Annotated in this window: 14 protein-coding genes; 7 read left to right on the top strand and 7 right to left on the bottom strand. The window is 64.2% G+C overall.

The features are described 5' to 3' along the window. Window positions 1-27: 27 nt before the first annotated feature. Window positions 28-1,020, top strand: a complete 993-nt coding sequence (locus RM2_RS23380) for an HNH endonuclease (RefSeq protein WP_245813770.1) — start codon at window positions 28-30, stop codon at window positions 1,018-1,020. A 643-nt stretch (window positions 1,021-1,663) separates the two neighbouring features. On the opposite strand, the gene RM2_RS07885 is transcribed toward RM2_RS23380, so the two are convergent. The 3 genes from RM2_RS07885 to betT are packed head-to-tail and all read right to left on the bottom strand — an operon-like array spanning window position 1,664 to window position 6,989. Beyond that, entirely contained in the window at window positions 1,664-3,244 is a 1,581-nt protein-coding gene (locus RM2_RS07885; protein WP_072688272.1) for a GMC family oxidoreductase, read from the bottom strand. Continuing rightward, window positions 3,241-4,749, bottom strand: a complete 1,509-nt coding sequence (locus tag RM2_RS07880) for an aldehyde dehydrogenase family protein (RefSeq protein ID WP_084721681.1) — start codon at window positions 4,747-4,749, stop codon at window positions 3,241-3,243. The genes RM2_RS07885 and RM2_RS07880 overlap by 4 nt, the downstream gene beginning before the upstream one ends. Further along, the gene (gene betT, locus RM2_RS07875) at window positions 4,746-6,989 is read right to left on the bottom strand and encodes a choline BCCT transporter BetT (RefSeq protein WP_072688270.1); all 2,244 of its coding nucleotides are present in this window, start codon (window positions 6,987-6,989) and stop codon (window positions 4,746-4,748) included. The genes RM2_RS07880 and betT overlap by 4 nt, the downstream gene beginning before the upstream one ends. A gap of 725 nt (window positions 6,990-7,714) precedes the next feature. On the opposite strand from betT, the gene RM2_RS07870 reads away from it, so the two are divergent. From RM2_RS07870 to RM2_RS07860, 3 genes are all read left to right on the top strand, one after another. After that, window positions 7,715-8,182, top strand: a complete 468-nt coding sequence (locus tag RM2_RS07870; protein WP_072688269.1) for an NfeD family protein — start codon at window positions 7,715-7,717, stop codon at window positions 8,180-8,182. Then, window positions 8,179-9,051 (top strand): slipin family protein, encoded by an 873-nt coding sequence (locus tag RM2_RS07865; protein WP_072688268.1) that lies wholly within the window; start codon window positions 8,179-8,181, stop codon window positions 9,049-9,051. Before RM2_RS07870 ends, RM2_RS07865 begins: the two co-directional genes overlap by 4 nt. Before the next feature lie 154 nt (window positions 9,052-9,205). Continuing rightward, window positions 9,206-10,135, top strand: coding sequence for a phosphodiesterase (locus tag RM2_RS07860; protein WP_072688267.1), 930 nt, complete (start codon window positions 9,206-9,208; stop codon window positions 10,133-10,135). Here RM2_RS07860 and RM2_RS07855 read toward each other — a convergent pair whose 3' ends face one another. From RM2_RS07855 to RM2_RS07840, 4 genes are all read right to left on the bottom strand, one after another. Further along, complete coding sequence (locus tag RM2_RS07855; protein ID WP_072688266.1) at window positions 10,136-10,489, bottom strand: helix-turn-helix domain-containing protein; 354 nt, start codon at window positions 10,487-10,489, stop codon at window positions 10,136-10,138. It lies immediately after the preceding gene. An 89-nt stretch (window positions 10,490-10,578) separates the two neighbouring features. Beyond that, the gene (locus RM2_RS07850) at window positions 10,579-12,078 is read right to left on the bottom strand and encodes a stealth family protein (RefSeq protein WP_174553833.1); all 1,500 of its coding nucleotides are present in this window, start codon (window positions 12,076-12,078) and stop codon (window positions 10,579-10,581) included. A 167-nt stretch (window positions 12,079-12,245) separates the two neighbouring features. After that, a complete protein-coding gene (locus RM2_RS07845; RefSeq protein WP_084721679.1) occupies window positions 12,246-12,677 on the bottom strand; it encodes a hypothetical protein in 432 nt (143 codons plus the stop codon). A 63-nt stretch (window positions 12,678-12,740) separates the two neighbouring features. Further along, on the bottom strand, window positions 12,741-13,523 hold the full coding sequence (locus RM2_RS07840) for a DUF427 domain-containing protein (RefSeq protein WP_072688264.1): 783 nt from the start codon (window positions 13,521-13,523) through the stop codon (window positions 12,741-12,743). Window positions 13,524-13,769: 246 nt separating this feature from the next. On the opposite strand from RM2_RS07840, the gene RM2_RS07835 reads away from it, so the two are divergent. Genes RM2_RS07835 through RM2_RS07825 form a run of 3 tightly spaced genes read left to right on the top strand, consistent with a single transcriptional unit; the run spans window position 13,770 to window position 17,799 of the window. After that, entirely contained in the window at window positions 13,770-16,670 is a 2,901-nt protein-coding gene (locus RM2_RS07835) for an FAD-binding and (Fe-S)-binding domain-containing protein (RefSeq protein ID WP_072688306.1), read from the top strand. A 9-nt stretch (window positions 16,671-16,679) separates the two neighbouring features. Continuing rightward, window positions 16,680-17,120 carry a pyridoxamine 5'-phosphate oxidase family protein gene (locus RM2_RS07830; protein ID WP_072688263.1) on the top strand — a complete coding sequence of 147 codons (441 nt, stop codon included), beginning with the start codon at window positions 16,680-16,682 and terminating at the stop codon, window positions 17,118-17,120. 31 nt (window positions 17,121-17,151) lie between these two features. Then, a complete protein-coding gene (locus RM2_RS07825; RefSeq protein ID WP_072688262.1) occupies window positions 17,152-17,799 on the top strand; it encodes a restriction endonuclease in 648 nt (215 codons plus the stop codon). Window positions 17,800-17,941 lie beyond the last annotated feature (142 nt).

Genomic DNA, 17,941 nt, shown 5'->3' with positions numbered 1-17,941 from the left:
CCAATGAAATTGCGAGGAGAAACGTTGGTGCCGAACACTATTTCCGAGTTTCTCGATCCGGCGGATTCGTCGTTGGACGAGCAATGGAGGTCTGTTCTGGCGCGAAAAGCTGTTCCTCCCGGCACACGCCAGGTGAACTTCGTCCCGTGTGAAGTAGTGCTGTCCCTGTGCGCTTCGCTGCTCGTAGACCATCACAAGTACGGAAGTACCACTGCACACAAGGCCGTATTCCCGGTTCAGCATCTGGCGCGGTTGTTCAAGCGACCGGCGTCGAGTTTTCTGGCGAAGATGGCGAACCTGGATGGAAGTCGCAGCCATGGTGGTCGCCACGAGATGGAGGTCGCGATGCACCTACTGTCGGATCACACGATGATGCAGGATGTCTATCTGCGCATCATGCGTGCTGCACGGCGGCGGGGGATCGATCATGGGCACCTGCCCGACTTTCTCGATATCGAAGACGGCGGCGCACTGTTGTTGGTGGGGCAGGAAGAGTTGGTAGAGAGCGAGGTCGAGAAATCGTTGGAAGATACTTTGGAAAAGCGCGCGAGTGAGCAAGATGACGTTCCTCTCGAGTTGACCCAGAGGCTGTTGACCGCGACAGTGCGCATTGGTCAACACCGCTTTGCCCAGGGCGTACTCGCGAACCATCAGCATCGGTGTGTGTTCTGCGGATTGAGCGGAATTATCGCGGGGGAGCGGCGTCCACGGATGCTGACTGCGAGTCATATCAAGCCGTGGCGTGACAGCACTGGCAAAGAACGTCTCGACGGACGGAACGGATTCACCGCCTGCCCCACGCACGACATCGCGTTCGATACGGGGCTGATCACGGTGGATCTCGATCTCACGGTGAGGTACTCCCCGGGGATCGAGCAGGACATGACAATCGAGGCTCCGCTGCGCGCGGCGCTCGGTAAACCGCCTTTGGCGGACAGGCTGATGCTTCCCGATGTGGCCGTCCGCCCTGACATGGTGTATCTCGACTGGCATCGAACCCAGATTTTCGTCGCATCATGATTGGCAAAGGAAGCCGACTCGATGTCGGCACGTATCAAGATCATTACGGCATCTGTGTGTTCGAATATTGAATCACTTCGGGGCGGTAGGTACCGGTAGAACTCGGCGCGGAACGCAGCCATGCTGATACGTGTATCTGCGTGCGATGACTCCCCCGTCCGCCGACCGAGGGATCGATCGATAAGTTGCTTGGTGATCGGGAACCGACGGCACTGGGTCCGCGAGGACGATCTGCAGCACAGTCAGGAGACAGGGCATCACGACTCGCGTCAGGGTTCCTCGGTGACGTGGGGCTCTATGATTTGGGCCGCTCCTTCGATCCCCGCACACGATTCGGATTACGAAGCGCCGGAGAAGCGCTCGGACCAATAGTTTCAGGAGGAGAACACGCCGACTCGATGGCGGGATTGGTGCCCATCACGATGGCGACTCCTGGGGTGGCGGTCCGCCGGTTGCGCGTCCTCCGTCGATGACGCGCAACCGGAACCAGACTCCCTTCGAGCCCATGTTCACGGCGTGGTCGGCGGATTTGCCCGCCGTGTCGGACGATCAAGAAAAGCCCGACGGCTGCCCGTTTCGGGCAGTCGCCGGGCTCGAGCGGGAGGGTGCGAACTACACCCTCCCGATCCTCACCTGCAGAGTCTCAGCTGTGGTCGGCCTTGATCAGATCTGCGCACCGCTCGCCAACCATCATGACGGTGATGTTCGGGTTGACGGTGGTGTGTTCGGGGAAGACAGAGGCGTCGGCGACCCGTAGTCCCTGCACACCCTTGACACGCAGTTGCGGGTCAAGGGGTGACATGTTGTCACCGGCCGACCCCATCCGCACGGTGCCGACGGGGTGGTAGACGGTGTTGTGGGTGCGGCGGATGTAGTCGGCCAGCTCCTCGTCGGATTGCACGTCCTGTCCGGGGAACAGCTCCTTGCCGGCCCAGCCGCTCATCGCCGACTGGGCGACGATCTCGCGGGCCCGGCGGATTCCGGCGATCATGATCCGCATGTCGTAGCCCTCGGGGTCCGTGAAGTACCGGGGATCGACTCGCGGCTTGTCGCGGAAGTCTCTCGATCGCAGGCGCACCGTGCCGCGCGAACGTGCGTGCGTGATGTTGGGGGTGAGGCAGAAGACGTTTTCCGCGGTGGGGTAGCCCTGCCGCACGGTGTGCATGTCGAACGGCACCGACCCGTAATGCATCATCAGGTCCGGCCGGTCCAGACCGTCGTCGACGGTGGTGAACACACCGATCTCCCACCATTGGGTAGAGGATTCGACCATGGGCTGCAATGCCTCCCACGAGATGACACCCTCGGGGTGGTCCTGCAGGTTTGCGCCGACGCCGGGGGAGTCGACAAGGACGTCGATGCCGTGCTCGCGCAGGTGCACGGTGGGGCCGATGCCGGAGAGCATCAGCAGCTTCGGTGAGTCGATGGCACCGGCTGACAGCACCACCTCGCCCGTCGCACGGATCAGCTGGGTGCTGCCGAACTGGTTGTCCACCACCTCGACCCCGACACATCGGGTGCCGTCGAACACCAGCCTCTTGGCGCGCAGACCGGTGAGCAGCGTGAAGTTCTCCCGCTCGGAAATCGGGTGGATGTATGACACCGAAGATGAGGAGCGGGTGCCATCGGCGCGCCGGTTGATCTGAAAGAAGTTGGCCCCGTTGATGACAGTACTGCCGGTGTTGAACTGCGTGGTGGGGATGCCATCCTGCTCGCACGCCTCGAGTAGCGCCACCCCACAAGGATCGGCGGGCGGGACGTTCATCAGATGCACGGGGCCGCTGTCACCGTGATGGGGTGCGTCCGGGCCTGCGTCCTCGTTGGTCTCGAGGCGCTTGAGCACCGGCCACATCGTGTCCTTGTTCCAGCCGGTGGCGCCGTGCGCGGACTCCCAGTCGTCGATGTCCTCGGCGGGGGGCCAGAACGCGATGCACGAGTTGTGTGACGAGCATCCGCCCATCACCCTCGCTCGAGAGTGCCGCAGGAAGGAGTTGCCGTTCTCCTGCGGTTCCACGGGATAGTCCCAGTCGTAACCGGATTCGAGCAGTTCCATCCACCGGTCGAGTTGCAGCACCTCGGGGATGGCGCGGTCGTCGGGGCCGGCTTCGATGAGCGCGACCGTGATGGTGGGATCCTCCGACAGTCGCGCCGCGACGGCCGCACCCGCCGAGCCTCCGCCGATCACGACGTAGTCGAAGGTGCGGTCGCCGGCCGATTCACTCATCGGTTCTCCTGCTGTGATGCGTTCTCGAACCAGCCGGTGACGGCGGGTGCGATGTTCTGATACACGTGCTTGGCCTCACGGTACTCGTCGAGCCCGGTGGGGCCGAGTTCGCGGCCCACCCCGGACTGGCCGAATCCGCCCCACTCAGCCTGCGGCAGGTAGGGGTGGAAGTCGTTGATCCAGATGGTGCCGTGGCGCAACCGGTTCGCCACCCGCTGCGCCCGTCCGGCATCCTGAGTCCACACCGCACCGGCGAGGCCGTAATGGGTGTCGTTGCCGATCAGTACGGCATCGTCCTCGTCGGTGAATGTCTCGATCGTGACGACGGGGCCGAAGGCCTCGTCGACGACCACGGACATTCCGCTGCGCACCTGGTCGAGCACGGTCGGCAGATAGTAGTAGCCGGCGTCCAGATCGGTGTCGCCGGACATGCCGGTGGCGTTTGCACCGCCGCAGCGCAACCGGGCGCCCTCGGCGACACCGGCCTGCACATATGCGTCGACCTTGTCGCGATGCGCCGCCGAAATGAGCGGACCGGTCTCGGCGCGGTCGTCGAACGGACCACCGATCCGGATTTGCTGCGCACGGGCGACGAGCGCATCGGTGAACTTCTCTGCGATCGACTCCTGCACCACGATGCGGGCGCCCGCGGAGCACACCTGTCCTGAGTGGACGAACGCGCCGTTGAGGGCATTGTCGACGGCGGCATCGAAGTCGGCGTCGGCGAAGATCACGTTCGGGTTCTTGCCGCCCAGTTCGAGCGCCACCTTCTTGACGGTCGCGGCCGCGGCCGCGGCGACGATCCGGCCCGTCACCAGTCCACCGGTGAACGAGACCAGGTCGACGTCCGGGTGCTCGCTCAGGGGAGCGCCTGCACCGGGGCCGGCGCCGGTCACGAGATTGGCGACGCCCGCGGGCAGGCCTAGCTCGTCGAGCACGTCCATCATCAGGATTGCGGTGTGCGGGGTGAGTTCGGCCGGTTTGAGGACGAACGTGCAGCCCGTAGCCAAAGCCGGCCCGATCTTCCACGCGGCCTGGAGCAGCGGGTAGTTCCAGGGGGTGATCATCCCGCACACCCCGACCGGCTCGTACTGGATGCGACTGACGACGGTGGCGCTACCGGCATCGACCAGACGACCCGCGTCCTGCGCGGCCGCACGGCCGAAGTACTCGAAGCACGCGGTGATGTCGTCCATGTCGATCTCGGACTCGACGAGCCGCTTCCCGGTGTCGAGGGATTCGGCACGCGCGAACTCGGCCTTGCGTTCGCGCAAGCGTTGCGCCACGCGAAGCAGGAAGGCTCCGCGTTCGCCGGCGGGGACGCTGGACCAGCGGCCGTCGTCGAACGCGGCGCGCGCGGCAGCGATGGCCAGTTCGGTGTCGGCGCTACTGGCTTCGCTGACTGTCCCGACGTGCTCGCGGGTGGCTGGGCACTCGATCTCTCGAACGCCTCCTTCCTTGGCGGCCTGCCACGTGCCGTCGATGAACAAAGTGTTCGCGCTCACTTGTGCTCCATTTCGGCGTTGCTCCCGTTGGATCCGATGCTGACGCCGTTTGTCTCCGGCTCCGCACCCATCTCGACCGGTTCGGTGGCGTCGAGGGCCTCGAAATCGTGTGACCAGTCGATGACCGGATCGCCGTCGACGGCCGTGGACTCGATGCCCTCGCTGCGGTGCAGGAATTCGAGTTGCCGTTCGTAATGGTCGAGAACGTTGCCGATGAGCTGTTCCTTGGTGAACCCGAACACGTCGAATCCGTTGCTGCCGTCGGCCGAGAACACCTCGAGGCGGAAGTACTTGCCCAGCTTCTGTGCGCCCTGACCGTAGCTAGGTGTGTGGTGTTCGGTGGGGTAGACCTGGTAGTGGAACGGCCGCTCACCCTCGAACGGGACATCGAGGTGGTAGGTGTGGATACCGCTCGACTCGACCACCTGTTCGCCGACCGTCGCTTCGGCCCCCTGACTTCGGAGTTCGGCGGCGACCTCGGCAAGAGCCGGTCCGACGACCGTCGTTGTATAACGTTCTGTGGCGTGGGCGCCGGGGAATCGCATGGACCGCTCGATGCGCTGACGCCAGGGCAACGTGGTGCCGCCGGCGCCGCGGCTGGACAGCGCGTTCGGCAGCGAGGTCCGCAGCGACGCGGCCCAGTTCTTCTCCACCTGAAGGGCCTTGAACAGGCCGAGCATGATGAACATGATGACGACGGCGAATGGTAGACCCATGATGATCGTTGCGTTCTGCAACGTGGTGATACCGCCGATCATGAGCATCACCAGGGTCAGCACACCGGTGGCACAGGCCCAGAAGATTCGCACCCATGCCGGACCGTCGGATTCGTTGTCGTGCATGCGGGAGCTGAAGTGCGACATCACCAGGGCGCCGGAGTCGGCGCTGGTGACATAGAACAGCAGACCGGTGAACGTTGCGATCGCCGCGAGGATCGGGGCGCCCGGATACTGCTCGAGCAGCGAGTAGAACGCCCGCTCGGGGGATGACACCGCGGTCTCGCCGAACGCGCTGTCGCCACCGCGGACGATGTCGATGGCGCTGTTCCCGAAGATCGAGATCCACACCAGGATGAAAAGGAACGGAATGGTCAGCGTGCCGAGCACGAACTGGCGGATGGTTCGGCCGCGGGAGATGCGTGCGAGGAAGAGGCCCACGAACGGTGCCCAGGCAATCCACCACGCCCAGAAGAACAGCGTCCATGAAGAGAGCCAGGTCTCCGGCCGGTCGTAGGCGAACGTGTCGAGCGTCATGCCGGGGAAGCGGCTGACGAAGTCGCCCATGTTCTGCACCATGCCGTCGAGCAGGAACGATGTGGATCCGGCGACGAGGACGAACAGCAATAGACCGATGGCTACGACCACGCTGATCTCAGAGAGCCGTCGCACACCACGATTCACGCCGGACACCGCCGACACCGTCGCAATGATCACCGCGACCGCGATCAGGCCTGCCTGCGCGGGCCTGCCTTCCGGCAGGCCGATCAGATCGCTCAGCCCGACGTTGAGTTGAGCAACGCCGATACCGAGGCTGGTGGCGAGGCCGAAAATAGCACCGAGCAGTGCGGCGATGTCCACGAAGGAGCCCAGCGCGCCGTTGATCCGCTTGCCGAAAATCGGGTAGAGGGCCGAACGGATGCTCAGCGGGAGGTTGTGACGGTAGGCGAAGTAGCCCAGAGCCAGGCCCATCAGGGCATACAGCCCCCACCCGATGATGCCGTAGTGGAACAGCGTCCACACCAGGGCCTGTTGGGCCGCCTCGGTGGTCTCGCCGGCTCCGGTGGGCGGCTCGAGGTACTGCGTGACCGGTTCGGCAACCGAGAAGAACATCAGATCGATGCCGATTCCGGCAGCAAAAAGCATGGCCGTCCAGGAGAACAGACCGAAAACCGGTTTGGAGTGGTCGGGTCCGAGCTTGACCTTACCGACGGCGGAGAACGCCGCCCAGACGACGAATCCGAGCACCACCGTGACCAGGAGGATGTAGAACCAGCCCAGGTTGCGAGCGACCCAGGTCACCCCTGTGCCGATAACGGCGTCCGCGTTGTCCGAATTGATCATCGCCCACAGAATGATGCCGATGATGCCGACGCTGGAGCCGATGAAGACCTGCCAGTTTACTGAGATCGGCGGCCCGGATTTCTCCGACGAGCCGTCGGATGGAGACTGTCTACCGTCTACGAGATCGGCGGAGTGTGATCCCGTCGAGCGCACATTCTTCTCATCTTTATTCGGTTCCATCAATGTCCTCATATGATCGGCAATACGCACTAGGGGCGTCGGGCCTGTGGTTCTCGCTGACGCTCCAGGCCGGTCGACCGTATCATTCGAAATCACTCGAATCGGTCACGGTCCAGGCGGCGGCTGTCGAATCGGGCGGTGGCGCTAGCGGGTGTTTGCCGCAGTGGATCAGTGGATCAGTGGGTTTCGCTCCGTGCCGCGAGTGCGTTCCGTCACTTCCACGCAAGGTGTCTGTTCCGCTCACACTCGGTCACGGACCGCCCAGCCTTCCTCAGCCCCCGACCTTCCTCAGCCCCCGGCCTTCCGGAGAGCCGGGAGATCATTGTTCTTAGGCTCTGTGAGTCAAAGTGATTGTTGCCGAACGTATCTAGTCGACCGTGCCGATCGGGAACGAGTACCCTATGAGGGTCGTTGCAGCCCCACGCGGTGTCGCGGCAATAATGTAGAAACGGGCTTCCTCGGCGCTGGACCCAAGCTCTGTCAATGGCGCCGGAGCGTTGCCGGGACCGTCATGATCCAAATTGGTCATGCCCGGGAACGGTGCGCCGGAAGACTGGCCGCTCACCAAGCGGCGGCGCGATACATGCACGGCATCCGCGGACTAGAAGAAATTGCTGGTGGCGAGAGCCAACGTACTCGCTTACCGTTGAGGTGAGAACTCGATCGCGGAGTATCTGTGCGATGTGACTCGAGTCCTCGCGGAGCGCGATCGTGGGTGATGCAAAATGATCGAGTTGGGCGTGCTGGCGCTGGTGTTGGGTGTGCTGTTGATCGTCATCGAGGCACACGTGCCGACTGCGGGCGTGCTCGCCGGGATCGGGGCACTGTTCGTCGGTGTCGGCGTCTGGCTGCTCATGACGTCCAGTGACACGGCACAGATGGTTGCAATCCCGGCGGCCGCTGGAGTTGCGGTGGTCGGGGTGGGACTGGCGGCCGTGAGCGGGAGGAAGGCGTTGACCGCGCGACACGCACCCGTGCGGACCGGGCTGCAATCTCTGATCGGGTCCGACGCTACCGTCCGCAACTGGGCCGGCAGGCAAGGCCAGGTCGAGGCGGCCGGAAGCCTGTGGAAGGCCCAAACACAATTCGGGGATGACGCGACGCCGACCGCGGGCGATGCCGTCGTCGTCGAGCAGATCCGCGGCCTCACCCTCACCGTGCGTCGCCGCGAGCCCTGGGAGGTACCGCAATGACCGCCATCATCGTCATCCTGGGCGTCATCATCACACTTCTTGTTGTGTTGGCGGGCAGCGCGATTCGGGTGCTGCGCGAGTACGAACGGGCCGTCGTGTTCCGGCTGGGTCGGCTGGTTGATTTGAAGGGCCCGGGACTCGTTCTGCTGATCCCGGCGATCGACCGGATGGAGCGGGTCAGCCTCCGGACCGTCACCTTGAAAATCCCCGTCCAGGAAGTGATCACCCGCGACAACGTGCCGGCCAAGGTCACCGCCGTCGCCTACTTCCGGGTGGTCGACGCAGATCGTGCGATCGTCGAAGTCGAAAGCTTTCATGCAGCAACACTGCAGATCGCACAGACGACGCTGAGATCGATCCTCGGAAAGGCCGACCTCGACGCGCTCCTGGCCGAGCGTGAGCGACTCAACGAGGACTTGCAGAAGGTGATCGATCAGCAGACCGAACCGTGGGGAGTCAAGGTCACCACCGTCGAGATCAAGGACGTCGAGATCCCGGCCAACATGCAACGGGCGATCGCCCGCCAGGCAGAAGCCGAGCGCGAGCGCCGCGCCAAGATCATCAACGCCGAAGCCGAGTTCCAGGCCTCCGCCAAACTCGCGGAAGCCGCCGAGGTCATCAGCCGAAACCCGACCACCCTCCAGTTGCGCTACCTGCAGACCCTCAGTGCCATGGGCGGCGAGAACAACTCCACCATCGTCTTCCCGATGCCAATCGACCTGGTTCGACCGTTCCTCGCCGCAGCACGAGGCACGGCAGGGACGGGCGAGGGCGACGAGAGCGCCCGCTTCGAAGCCCAGGCCAACTTGGCGGCGATGATCCCGCCCGCCGGTCCCGAGACGCACGCTCCGCACCGCGCACGAAACTGATTCGTCGTTCAGGAGTTTTCGAGCGGATCACGTTCACCTACCGGCCTGTTGTCTGTACCTTGACCGGTCACCTCATTACGCTTGTCTGGGGCCGGCAATCGGCAGTCGTTCACCCGGGGCGCCTGCCGTTCGGACGAGCGGAAGCGAGAGACCGATGAGCGGCACAGAGGCAACCAAGGTTCGGATGGCCGAGTATCCGCGGCCGTCACACGTCGTTCTGCACCTCAGCGACACCCACCTCGTGGACGGTGACCTGCTCTACGGGGCCGTCGACAGCGGCGCCACCCTGCGGCAGCTGTTCGCCGAGATGCGCGCGTCGAATGTCCGTCCGGACGCCCTGGTATTCACCGGAGACCTCACCGACAGGGGAGCGCCGGGAGCGTACGAGAAGCTTCGGGCGATCGTCGAGCCGGTCGCGACGTCACTCGGTGCGCAGGTAATCTGGGCGATGGGCAACCATGACGACCGGGGCCACTTCCGGACGGTACTGCTCGGGCAGGACTCGTCGTACGAGCCGGTCGATCACACCTACGACGTCGACGGGTTGCGCATCATAGCGCTCGACACGACGGTGCCGGGGTTTCACCACGGTGAGCTCTCCGGGCGCCAATTAGATTGGCTTGCAAAGTGTCTCGAAGTTCCTGCGACTCATGGCACCATTCTGGCGCTGCATCACCCGCCGGTGCCGTGCGTGCTCGATTCGGCGGTCCTGGTGGAATTGCGCGACCAGTGGCGCCTCGCCGACGTACTCCGCGGAAGCGACGTCCGGTCGATTCTCGCGGGACACCTGCACTATTCGACGACGGCGACATTCGCGGACATTCCCGTCTCCGTCGCATCGGCCACCAGTTACACCCAGGATCTCAACGTGCCGATCGGGGCTCAGCGGGGACGCAACGGTGCCCAGGGATTCAACCTCGTGCACGTGTATCCGGAAACTATCGTCCATTCGGTGGTACCGATGGGCACGCACGACACGGTCGGCGAATACGTCACGGCGGAGGCGGCGGCGCAGCGGCTGGGAGACGAGGGGGTGCGGATACCGGACGCCGGTGAGGGGGCCGCCGAGGCCGCCCGGATGTAGTCAGCGCCTACGTGGAAACCTCCCCCGGTAGTCCATCACGTCGGAGAGCCGGAAACGGCGGTGCGTCCCACGCATCTCGATGGGCAGCGCGTTCGAGTCGGCCAACCGGCGCACGTACGTGTCCGAGACCCCGAGGATCTCCGCAGCCTGCGAGGTGGTGAGCAGGTCCGCGACCGCACCGAACGCCACGCTCTGGCCCTCACCGAGAAGCGCAAGCAGTTCGAGTACGGCCTCGTGCACGGGCAAGGGAAGATCGACACCATCGACAGTGACGGTCGGGGACGAAGCGAGCGTGTTTCGCAGCATGGCCGCGATCTCCGGGTCGAGGGTGGGAACGATATGGTCGATGCTCATGGCGGGCCTTCTGTCGAGGTGCTGGAATCTCCCTCACGATCTCACGCATTCCCTTCGTTTCCTCCGGAAGCGCACCCGCATCGAGGTGATCAGACTCCGGTCTCCCACGGTGCAGGGATCGGGAAGTAGTTCTCCAGGAACTGCGTCACCCTATTCGTCCGCAACTCCAGATCGATCTCGGGGGCACTGCCGTCGTTGAGGCAGAAGAAGTCCATCGACCGTTTCGCGAGCAGCGAATCCATGTCTCGGAGACCCGGCTTCATCGTCGTGTCGACGTACTTCACCCTCGCCGCCGTCTGCACTACCGCGCGGCCACTCATCAGCGCGTAGTAGTGATAGAGCGAGTTGGTCACCGAAATATTGGAGCTGGAGCGGAAAGTGCTTGCGGCCGTGGCGGCGAACTCGTCGGGGAACTCCTTCTCCATCTCCTCCATGACGCTCTTGCGAAGTGGGGTGGCGGCGTGTTCGAGGTGTCGGGTGGTCATCAGCCCGAATCGGTCCTGCAGCAACCGGCGGTTGACGCGTGCCGCATTCTCGAAACCGCTGCGCTCTTCGTCGTTGCGGCCCAGTCCTATTCGGGTGTTCGCCTCGATGAACATGCTGACGCCGCCGGGGGAGAAGAACATCTGCGGGCCGACCGCGCGACCGAAGAACATGTCGTCGTTCGAATACAGGAAGTGCTCGGCGAGGCCGGGGATGTGGTGCAGTTGGCATTCCACGGCCTGCGAGTTGTGAGTGGGCAGTACCGACGGGTCGGCGAAAAACTCCTCGCTGGGCATGAACGTGACCCGCGGGTCGTCGGCGAGCCAGGCCGGACGGTCCGAATCGGTGGCTACGAAGATGCGACGGATCCACGGCGCATACATGTGGACGGAGCGCAGCGCATACTTGAGTTCGTCGATCTGCCGGAACCGGGCGGCGGAGTCGTCGCCCTCGCCCACCACGTAGTTCTGCATACGCTTGGCCCGTTGCGCCTGGAACTTCGCGGACGAGCCGTCCACCCACGAGAACACCAGGTCGATGTCGAAGTTGATGTCCGACGCGTGGTCTGCGAACATGTTCTCGATGGTCGGCCACACGCGTCCGAACCGCTCGACGGTGCCGCGGACCGCCTCCTCCGAGCGCACGACGCGCCTGGTCAGTGAGTTTTCCATAGGCAGCACGATCTCGTCGTCGTTGATGGACCACAGTTCGATCTGCACACCGGTGGACGCCCCGTAGCTGAGACCGCCGGCCACGTGCACGCGAGGCCGGAAGAGTCGGAAGATGCGCGCCTTCGAGGTTGCTGAGAGGGTGCCGTCGGCGACGAGAACAGCCGAGCCTCGTTTTGCGTCGACGGTCTTGGAATAGAACGGGAGGTTCTCGCACGCCGTGACCAGCGCGGTCCGCAATGCCTTGCGCAGCAACCAGTTAACCGCGATCACCGGGCGCTCGTCGTTGCCACGCACCAGCAGGTATTCGATGCCTGCCGTGTCGAGGACGTCGCGGACGAACAGCAGATCCTCGACCATCGCCTCGTGCGGTGTGGCCGTGGTGATCGAGAGCGCGAAACGGCCCTTGGACCGGACCACCTCGGGGAGGTCGCGCAACCTCGATTGCGAGGCCGCGGACTCGTGGGCGACGACATCGCCGGTCTCCTGCTCCGGGGGGACGAAGTAGATGTCGTGCGGAGCGGAAGAATGAGTAATTTCTGGGCCTTTCCGGTGACTGTCGCGAGCGCGACAGAGTCAGTGTAGGCGCAGGATAGTGAGGCGGGTCAGTCCAGGACCGTGAAGAACGAATCGCCGTCGTCCGCGGGCCCGTCGATCTGGCCTCGGTCGGTGCGCGAGTCTTCGACAATGACGCCCTCCACCACATGAGCGTGTTTCGTGCCGAACACCGGGATCTCGACGTCGTCGCCGTCGATGACCCGATCGACGTCCGTCGAGAGTTCGTCGTCGGAGAGATTCGCGATCGGGACGTCCAGCTGTTCCTCGAACGCGACGTCGGGCTCTTCCTCGGACAGCTTCACGTCGAGCGATTCTCCTTCGCGCTCTTCCCTTGCCGTCGTCCCGAACTTGTCGGCTTCACTCCACCCGTCCGGCGGGTCGACCACATCGTCGCCGTCGTTGTTGCGCACGTCATCGGAGTCCAAACTTTCGCTGGGACTCAGCGTCTCGCCGGGGCCATCTTCACTACTCATAGTCATCAAATTCCCAGTTCAGGGATGTCGGAAACTTCGACGGGAGTTCGGCTCGTGAAGCTCCCACGTTCAATTCTCCAACACCTTGCCGTCGACGACAATCCGCACCCGGTCGGGGTGGAACGAGAGGTGATCATCGATGCCCGACGCCTCCGCGGTTGTGAAGGGGTAGTACCACGTCGCGTCTTTGACAGCCTCCGAGTCGTCCGGCCCAGTGAAGGACAAGTAGGACGCAGTTCCCTTGTATGGGCAGGAAGTTCTGGTGTCGGACTTGGTGAAGAACTCGGGCCGGACGTCGATGCGGGGAATGTAGTAGCGCACGGGCAATGAGGTCTCGAAGAGCAGGCGCGGGCGGACCGTGTCGGCCACGAGCGTGTCACCCATATAGACCTCGACGTGTCGCGACGACGGTAGGACGTCGACGCGGACGTATGGATCGCGGGCGTGGACGAACACCTGCTGATCCTCTTCGTACCAGGCATCCATCTTGTTCCATTGGAACGCGACGTACGGGCTGAGGTCAAGGGAGTCTGCGAGAGGTTCGTCGTAACCCCACACCGATTGTTCGGCGCAATGGTCGTCGACCAAGAGATCCCAATACCGCGCCTCCCCTTTCCACGGGCAGGTCGTGGTGGCGCCGATGGGTCGGAGAAAGTCGAAGTTCACGTCTTCGCGCGGGATGTAGTAGACGGGAAGGAGTCCTTTCTCGAACAGGTATACGGCACAGGTCGTGTCGGCGACCGCTTGACCTCCGAAGAACACCCTGATGCGCTTGTGATTGGGTTCGATCGAAATGCGCCCGTTCTCCGCCGACTGCTGGGCCTTCGCTGCATGTGTGAGTGCTGTGGACATCGACTACTCCCAAGTTGTCGGTCGCGGTGCTATTCATGTCGCGGTGCTATGACGTGCTCTATCCATGATCGCACTTTCTGGCGGGTGCTAGAAGACCTGTTCGCATCCCGCATCCCGCATGACGAGGGTGGCGGGAATCCAGTTCGGGGAATGTTGACAGTCCCTTCGCGCGGTTCGACGATGGAGGCATGGCCGCGATCACTCCGAAGCCCGAAGTGCATGTCGGCGGTTGTGGAGGGGGACGGCGTGGCTGAGTTGACGGGGCTGAGTTCGGTGGCGGGACTGAGTGCAGAACTGACTGCGCGGGGTATCGACCTCGACACGGGGTCACGGCGGCGCGCAGAGTACTCCTTCGATGCATCCAATTATCGTGTGCCGCCGCTGGCGGTGGCGTTTCCGCGCACACCCGGCGAAGTGGTGGAGATCGTCCGCGCCTGTACCGACCGTGGCATTCCCGTCACCAGCCGTGGTGGCGGTACGTCTCTCGCTGGAAATGCCATCGGCAGGGGAGTGGTACTCGACTTTTCCCGCCACATGAACCGGGTGTGCTCCGTTGATGCGTCTGCCCGCACGGCCGTCGTGGAACCTGGCGTCGTGCTCACGGAACTGCAGAAGGGCGTGCAATTCGCGACGGACGGGGCCTTCACGTTCGCGCCCGACCCGTCGAGCAAATCCCGTGCGACCGTCGGTGGCGCGATCGGCAACGACGCCTGCGGCAACCATTCCGTGCGCTACGGTCGCACATCCGATCACGTTGTTGCGCTCGATCTCGTGACAGCGAGCGGGCACCGACTGACCGCGACCCGCGACGGGCTTCGCGCTACTGACCCTGACGACGCGTCCGCTGTCGCGGAGGCCGAGCGGATCGCTGCCGGACTAGGGGAACTGACGCGCGAGAATCGCGGTGACTTCCGTCTGGAGCTGGGCCGGATTCCGCGGCAGGTATCGGGGTATCATCTTTCGAATCTATTGCCCGAGAACGGATTCGATGTGGCGCGGGCTTTGGTGGGAAGTGAGGGAACGTGCGCGGTGGTCGTGGCCGCCACCGTCGCGCTGGTACCGGTGCCCCCCGCGGCGATGCTCCTGTGCCTCGGGTACCGCGACCTTGTGGACGCCGCGCGGGACAACGCGGTGATCCTCGAGTACGCGCCCGCCGCGATCGAGGGCATCGACTCGGCGATCGTCGACACCATGCGGCACCGGCGCGGCGTCGACTCGGTGATGGGACTGCCCGACGGCGAGGCATGGCTGTACGTCGACCTCGATGGTGAGGATCTCGCGGAGGTCGAACTTCGGGGGGCCGAACTGGTGTCGAAACTGCGCGAGGCAGGCGGGCTCGTCGACTCGCGTGTGGTCGGGGACCCAGCGGAACGAGCGTCGTTGTGGCGGGTGCGCGAGGACGGCGCGGGGCTGTCTGCACGACTGGTCGAGGGCGGCGAATCTTGGACAGGCTGGGAGGATTCCGCCGTTGCACCCGACAAGTTGGCAGACTATCTTGTCGAAATCAAGGCACTGCTCGCCGAATTCGACCTTACCGGTGTGATGTACGGACACTTCGGCGCCGGGTGTATGCATATTCGCATCAACTTCGATCAGCGCACCGAGGAGGGACGCGACGTCATGTCGCGATTCATCCACCGGGCCGCCGAACTGTGCGTGCGGTTTGGGGGATCGATGTCGGGCGAGCACGGTGACGGCCGGGCACGGTCGTCGCTGCTGCCGATCATGTACACCCCCACCATGATGGCGGCGTTCGCCAGGTTCAAGCGGCTATGGGATCCGGCGGCCGTCCTGAACCCGGGCAGCATCGTCGATCCGGAACCGTTGCTGGACAGTCTTGCGCTCGAGGGTGTCGATTCGCGGGCGTGGCAGACCAGTTTCGATCTCACTCTGGCCGCCGATGTCCCGGTGGCACCGTTCGTGCATGCCGTGCAGGGCTGTATCGGGGTGGGTCGGTGCCGGGCATCGACGGGCGGTGTGATGTGCCCCAGCTTCCGGGCGACCGGCGACGAGAAGGACTCCACCCGCGGCCGGGCCCGGGCGCTGCAGGAAATGGTCCGCAATTCACCGACCGTCGCCGATGGATGGCGGTCGGACGACGTGAAGGAATCGCTGGACCTGTGCCTGTCTTGCAAGGCGTGTTCCACCGACTGCCCGGTGGGAGTCGACATGGCCACCTACAAGTCCGAGTTCCTCGACCATCATTACCGGGGCCGGGTGCGGCCGCTGTCGCATTACTCTCTCGGCTGGTTGCCCGTGTGGTTGCGGGTCGCGGAACGGTCTGCCCCGGTGGTGAATAGGCTGACGGCCGGCTGGCCGGCGAAGGTCGCGGCCAAGTCGGCGGGCCTGACCCCGCACCGGTCGATGCCGGAGTTTGCATCCCGCGAGCAGATCCGACGGGAGGTCGGGGATTCGTCGGCGAACGGCAACGCGGACGTCGTGTTGCTCGCGGACACGTTCACGCGCGGATTCCGGCCCGAGGTGATCGGGGCGGCGACGCGGGTGCTCTCCGAAGCGGGGCGCAGTTCCCAGTGCCGCAGCGACGTCTGTTGCGGGCTCACCTGGATCTCCACCGGTCAACTGAAGCAGGCCGTGAAGACACTCGCCAAGGCGGTCGAACTCCTCGACGACGGTAGCGATCGTCCCATCGTCGTACTCGAGCCGAGTTGCGCCGCGGCATTCCGTAAGGATTTGCCCGAACTCGTCCACACCGTCGCTGCTCGCCGCGTCGCCGCACGGGTGCAGAGTTTCGCAGTGGCGGTGCTCGAACAAGCGGAGGCAGGCTGGTCTCCGAGCGTCCCATTACCCGAGGACGTCACCATTCAGACCCATTGCCACGAGTACTCGGTGTTCGGTGCGGGCACTCAGCGGAGGGTGTTGCAAGCGATCGGAGTGCGCCGGGTGCGGGAGGCCACCGGATGCTGCGGTGTCGCAGGAAACTTTGGATTCGAGGCCGACCATTACGACCTCAGTATGCGGGTCGCGGAGCAGGCCCTGGCCCCGGCGCTACGCGAGAGCCCGAAGGAGGCGGTCGTGCTGGCGGACGGGTTCAGTTGCCACATGCAGGTGCGGCAACTCGAACTCACCGAGTCGTCGATACACCTTGCCCAGATGCTCGATCCCGCGCAGTCGGCGGACAACGGATAGAGCGCAGACATGCAGCGGAGAATGATGACCAGCGATGAACGGCATAAGTTCCTTGCCGCCCTGCACGTCGGTGTGATCGCCGTCGCCCGTGCCGGACGGGCACCGCTCGCCGTGCCCATTTGGTACGGCTACGAACCCGGTGGCGACGTGTTCGTCTGGACCGGGCGCGGGTCCATGAAAGACCGACTGATCCGGGTCGCCGGTCGTTACAGCCTTGTCGTTCAGGACGAGACGCCGCCGTATCGGTACGTCAGCGTCGAAGGCTCAGCGGAGTTCGACGAGACACCCACCATCGACGACTTTCGGCGACTCGTCCGCCGCTATGTACCCGCCGATGAGGTCGATCAGTTCGTGGAACAGGAGTTCGATGACGGCGGGATCATCATCCGGATGCGTCCGGAGCATTGGCTGGGAGTGGACTACTCCGGATCTGCAGGTACCTTCGAGTGAAGAACTGGTTCGACTTCACGGGGAGTGAGGCATGGCGCGCATTCGCACACCGGCTGAAGCGGAAGTCAACGCGGCCCAGCAGATGCAACGGCTCGGATACGGTGACGCGGCAGCGCTACTCGGTGGGGCGGGCGGCGGCATCGACGTCCATTCGTCCCGCGCCTACGCTCAGGTGAAATGGCGTGGGGGCAGTGCCGGGCGGTCGCACCTCCAGAGTCTGTACGGGGCCCGCGGAACCAGTCACGCCAGAAAACTGCTGTACTTCTCGGGTTCCGGATACACCGACGAGGCCGTCGCGTACGCGGACGCTGTGGGTATGGCCCTATTTCGATGCGAGCCAGACGGTGAGACCCCTCCGGTCGGTGCCTGTGCCCCGAAATTGGTTGCCGCAGTGAGTAATACGACAGTATCTCCGGACCTGACTTCGCCTCCGCCCCGGCGGTCGAAGCCGCAGTCGCCAGTGCGCTTCCTCGCCCGCAGCATGAGGGCCGTGGTCGCAGGCTTCCTCGCCTCTCATTGGCGACTGCTCGGCGCCGTCGTCTGCACGATTGTCCTGATGATCGCTCCCTTCGGTGAGGGGGTCGTCGCGCTGCGGGTCTTCGCGACGATCATCGCGGTCGTCGGCGCACCGGTGTTGTGGCTTCTCTTCGTCGCGCACCGGCGGGCCTCGGACAGATAGCGTGGGGCTGCGCTCCCATGCTCGTCATACCCAAACGCTGTCACCTCGTCGGCGAAGCAGTCGAGCGCGATCGACGATATTGCGGTGCCACGTCGTCTGGGTGAAGGGCGCTTGGAGTAAGGCAGTACGTCTCTGACTCTCA

It is taken from the genome of Rhodococcus marinonascens NBRC 14363 (assembly GCF_001894885.1).
Lineage (GTDB): Bacteria > Actinomycetota > Actinomycetes > Mycobacteriales > Mycobacteriaceae > Rhodococcus_F > Rhodococcus_F marinonascens.
This window is presented reverse-complemented; position numbering and strand designations above follow the sequence as displayed.